The sequence below is a fragment of the Stenotrophomonas sp. Sm10 genome, from assembly GCF_030985515.1.
Lineage (GTDB): Bacteria > Pseudomonadota > Gammaproteobacteria > Xanthomonadales > Xanthomonadaceae > Stenotrophomonas > Stenotrophomonas hibiscicola.
The window spans coordinates 1-4,029 of sequence record NZ_JAPTFO010000146.1 but is presented as its reverse complement, the minus strand read 5'-3'; the positions used below and the strand labels follow the sequence as shown (position 1 = coordinate 4,029).

Annotated in this window: 5 protein-coding genes; 1 reads left to right on the top strand and 4 read right to left on the bottom strand. The window is 67.6% G+C overall.

The window, feature by feature from the left end:
- Nucleotides 1-91: 91 nt before the first annotated feature.
- The 4 genes from O0J15_RS20380 to O0J15_RS20365 form a co-directional block, all read right to left on the bottom strand.
- Nucleotides 92-1,513 (bottom strand): M28 family peptidase, encoded by a 1,422-nt coding sequence (locus O0J15_RS20380; RefSeq protein ID WP_308306208.1) that lies wholly within the window; start codon nucleotides 1,511-1,513, stop codon nucleotides 92-94.
- 244 nt (nucleotides 1,514-1,757) lie between these two features.
- Entirely contained in the window at nucleotides 1,758-2,162 is a 405-nt protein-coding gene (gene mscL / locus O0J15_RS20375) for a large-conductance mechanosensitive channel protein MscL (protein WP_019660191.1), read from the bottom strand.
- Nucleotides 2,163-2,216: 54 nt separating this feature from the next.
- Nucleotides 2,217-2,933 (bottom strand): fumarylacetoacetate hydrolase family protein, encoded by a 717-nt coding sequence (locus tag O0J15_RS20370; protein WP_019660190.1) that lies wholly within the window; start codon nucleotides 2,931-2,933, stop codon nucleotides 2,217-2,219.
- Nucleotides 2,934-3,008: 75 nt separating this feature from the next.
- A complete protein-coding gene (locus O0J15_RS20365; RefSeq protein ID WP_019660189.1) occupies nucleotides 3,009-3,290 on the bottom strand; it encodes a hypothetical protein in 282 nt (93 codons plus the stop codon).
- 178 nt (nucleotides 3,291-3,468) lie between these two features.
- Here O0J15_RS20365 and O0J15_RS20360 point away from each other — a divergent pair, with 178 nt between their 5' ends.
- Nucleotides 3,469-3,804 (top strand): Rieske (2Fe-2S) protein, encoded by a 336-nt coding sequence (locus O0J15_RS20360; protein ID WP_019660188.1) that lies wholly within the window; start codon nucleotides 3,469-3,471, stop codon nucleotides 3,802-3,804.
- Nucleotides 3,805-4,029 lie beyond the last annotated feature (225 nt).

The following is a 4,029-nucleotide window of genomic DNA, read 5'->3' as shown; positions in this document are numbered from 1 at the left end:
CCCCCCCCCGCGCCGCCACCCGGTGGGTGCGAACCTCGGTTCGCACCGCTCGTCCCGCTGTGCTCGCCGGGCATGGCCCGGCGCAAGCGCATCACTCGTTCGGCGGCGTGGTCGCCTTGGCCTCGCTGCCGAAGCTGCCATCGGCTTCCGCCGCCAGGTAGGCGAACACAGTGTAGGCGGCCACGTTCTGTGCCAGTGCCTTCGGGTCGATCTTGTCCAGCGTGTCGTCGGCGGTGTGGTGCAGGTGGAAGTAGTCCGAGCCGTCCTGCGCCAGCCACGCCCACGCACCGCCCTTGGCGGCCAGCGGGCCGACGTCCGGGCCCGGGCCACCCTTGTCGGCCTGGTACTCGATGCCCAGCGGCTTCATTACTTCGGCAATCTGCTTCGTCGCTTCGCGCGAGCCTTCCGGATTCGGCGAACCGGTATTGAAGGCGTAGATGCGGCCCGCGCCGAAGTCGCTCTCGGCGGCCAGCTGGTGCAGGGCCACGTCCTTCGCGTGCGCTTCGGCATAGGCCTTGCCGCCATACAGGCCCTGTTCCTCGTTGGCGAAGGCGATCACGCGGATGGTGCGCTTCGGTGCCTGCTTCAGCTGGCCGATCAGGTGGCCTGCGGCCATGGTGATGCCCACGCCCGCGCCGTCATCCACCGCGCCGGTGCCCAGGTCCCACGAATCCAGATGCCCGCCGATCACCACTACTTCCTTCGGCAGGCTGCGGCCGGTGATCTCGCCGATCACGTTGTACGAGGTCGCCGTACCATCCCAGCCGCAGTCCAGCGCCACCTTCACCGTGGTGCTGCCACGGGCCAGCAGGCGGGCCAGCTGGTCGGCATCGGGCACCGACAGTGCCGCAGACGGCACCGGGGTCAGGCCGTCATCGAAACGGGTGATGCCGGTGTGCGGCACGCGGTGCGAGTCGGTGCCGGCCGAACGCATCAGGAAACCGACCGCGCCCTTGCGGATCGCCTCGGACGGACCCTTGCTGCGGATCGCGCCGCCGCGGCCGTAGTCGCGGCCATCGCGGAACGGCAGCATCTGGTAATCGACGAAGGCGATCTTGCCCTTGAGCGAACCGGCCGGTGCGGCCTGCAGTGCGGCCAGGTCGGCGAAGCGCACCACTTCGGCTTCAACGGTGCCGCCCGGGCTGCCGCCCAGCGCAGTGATCTGCAGCGGCTGCGGATTTTTGCCGGTCACGGCAGCGTGTTCACTGCGGCGCTCCCACTTCGGGAAGGTCACCGGTTCCTTCCACACCTTGTCGAAGCCCAGTGCCTTGAACTTGGCTTCGGCCCAGGCCACGGCGCGGGCGTCAGCCTCGCTGCCGGCGATGCGCGGGCCGATCTCGGTGGTGAGCGATTCGACCACCTTCCAGCCGGTGTCATCGGCCAAGGCCTGGGCGCGCAGCTGTGCGGCGGTGGCCAGCGACGCCGGGGGCAGGGTAGTGGTGTGCGGCGCCGCGAAGGCCGGGGCGGCCAGCAGGGCGAGGGAGGATGCGATGGCAAGAACGCGGCGACGCATGGACAACTCCGGGAAGGGACCTAAGCCTTGGAGCTTAACAGTCGTTCAGCCCGGCGCATGGGCGGGAGGTCATGGCTGGCGCGGATGCTGTTTCCCGCCAGATGCAGCAAAGCGAAAGCCCCGCCGGGGCGGGGCTTTCGCCTGCTTCTGTAGAGCCGAGCCAATGCTCGGCTGCCTTTTGCAGATCAGCCGAGCGTGGGCTCGGCTCTACAGGTGGGAGGGGCGCCCATAGGCGCCCGATACCTTATTTCTTCAGGCTGTCGCGGATCTCGCGCAGCAGCACCACTTCCTCGGCCGGTGCGGCTGGTGCAGCTTCCTTCTTGCGAGACAGGCGGTTGATCGCCTTGACCACGATGAAGATCGCGAAAGCCACGATCACGAACTGGATCAGGGTGTTGATGAAATCACCGTAGCCGATCACCACCGCCGGAATCTCCTTGCCGTCCGGGCCGATCCGTGCCGGCGACAGCGTCCACGCCAGCTGCGAGAAGTCCACCTTGCCGATCAGCAGGCCCAGCGGCGGCATGATGATCTTCTCGACCAGCGCCGTCACGATCTTGCCGAAGGCCGCGCCGATCACCACGCCGACGGCGAGGTCGATGACGTTGCCGCGCATGGCGAATTCCTTGAACTCGGTGAGCATTCCCATTGTTGTTTTTCTCCGGTGGGGAAGTGGACAGCGCGCAGGGTAGCGCAGGTGACGTCAGCCGGCGATCACGCCGTGGCGCTCGGCCACGTTTTCCAGGCGGGCACTGAAGCGGTCGCCGGGCTTCAGCGCAGCCACCCCGGACGGGGTGCCCATGAACACCAGGTCACCGGCACGCAGCTGCCACAGCTTGGACAGCTCATGCAGGATCTCCGGCACGTTCCAGATCATCTGGTCGAGCAGTGCCTGCTGGCGCACCTCGCCGTTGACCTCCAGCGACAGGTTCAGCGCAGCCAGGTCGCCGACTTCTTCGGCGTGCACGATTTCGCTGATCGGCGCGGAGGCATCGAACCCCTTCGCGGCATCCCAAGGATGGCCCTTGTCCTTGGCTGCGGCCTGCAGATCGCGGCGGGTCAGGTCCAGGCCAACGGCGTAGCCGTAGACCAGCGCATCGGCGTCGGCGACGGCCAGCTCGCCGGCGGGCGCATCGCGACCGATCGCCACCACCAGTTCCACTTCGTGGTGCAGGTTGGCGGTTGCTGGCGGATAGGGGATGGCATCGTCGTGGCCGACCACGATGGCGTCGGCCGGCTTGCTGAAGAACATCGGGCGGCCGCGGTCATCGGCCGCCGGCACCGCCGCGCCCATTTCGCGGGCGTGGTCGGCGAAGTTGCGGCCGACGCAGTAGATACGGTGCACGGGGAAGCTGCCGCCACCGGCTACCGGTACACGCGGCAGGGCTACGGCAGGGATCACATCGGAGACATCGGACATGCGGGCATCCAGGAAGGGCGTGCCCGCAGTCTAGAACGCATGGCGCCCGCCGTCAGCGGGCGCGGAAGGCCTGGATCAGCGCGAGGCCGGCAACACCGGCTTGCGCACCACGCGGTACTCGCCCTCGACCACGGTCGGGTCCACCGGACGCGCGGCGCCCGGCTTGCGCGAGGCCAGCAGCTTCCATGCGAGGCCAACCAGGATCATCGCGGCACCGACGAACACACCGATGAACACCATCGCGGCCAGGATCGCCAGGCCGAGCAGGCCCACGGCAACGCGCACCAACGGATGGCGCGGCTTGCGCGGCGCGAACAGGGTGCGGAACTGGTTGAAGGCGGATGCGCGATTGAACATGGCGGCTCGATAGGCTGGGATCAGCGAAACCAGAGTATCGGGAGGCGCCACTGTCATTGAGTGAAAAACTCGTTAAATATAGCCTGTGCTTATTACGGATCAATGACTTGTGTTCATGTCGCAGCCAGTCACCTGAGCAGGCATGCGACAATTCCGGTTTACCGTCCGAGCTTTCGCCATGACTATCGCTGCTGCCCTGATCGCCCTTGATGCCATTGCCGATGGCGCGTTTGCCGAGGTCGAAGCGGTGATCGATGGCGATGCCGAATCGCTGGTGCTGTACCGCGACGGCGCGCAGGTGCGCGCATTCCTGAACATCTGCCCGCACGCCGGCCGTCGCCTGGACTGGGCCCCGGGCCAGTTCCTGAAGAGCCGCGAGGGCCACCTGGTGTGCGCCGCGCATGGCGCCTCGTTCACGCTGGACAGCGGCGACTGCATTGCCGGCCCGTGCAAGGGCGACCGCCTGCGTGCGGTGCCGGTGGACGTGCGCGACGGGCAGGTTTACCTGGCTTGAGGCAACCGGTGTGCGAACCAAGGTTCGCACCCACAGGATCAATGGGTATCCACATCAATGGGTATCCAGAGATTCATCCACGCATGGCGTGGATCTACGGTGTCGACCAAGGTCGACAGCTACCAGAGCGAGATCGGTGCCGACCAACGGTCGGCCCCCCCCCCCACCCCCGGGGACCTGTCGGACGGGGGGGGGGGGGGGGGGGGGGGGGGGGGGGGGGGGGGG

Bases quoted from the DNA above. Each gene is read 5' to 3' on its own strand.
- O0J15_RS20380 (WP_308306208.1), bottom strand. From the start codon at position 1,513: ATGCGTCGCCGCGTTCTTGCCATCGCATCCTCCCTCGCCCTGCTGGCC.
- mscL (WP_019660191.1), bottom strand. From the start codon at position 2,162: ATGGGAATGCTCACCGAGTTCAAGGAATTCGCCATGCGCGGCAACGTC.
- O0J15_RS20370 (WP_019660190.1), bottom strand. From the start codon at position 2,933: ATGTCCGATGTCTCCGATGTGATCCCTGCCGTAGCCCTGCCGCGTGTA.
- O0J15_RS20365 (WP_019660189.1), bottom strand. From the start codon at position 3,290: ATGTTCAATCGCGCATCCGCCTTCAACCAGTTCCGCACCCTGTTCGCG.
- O0J15_RS20360 (WP_019660188.1), top strand. From the start codon at position 3,469: ATGACTATCGCTGCTGCCCTGATCGCCCTTGATGCCATTGCCGATGGC.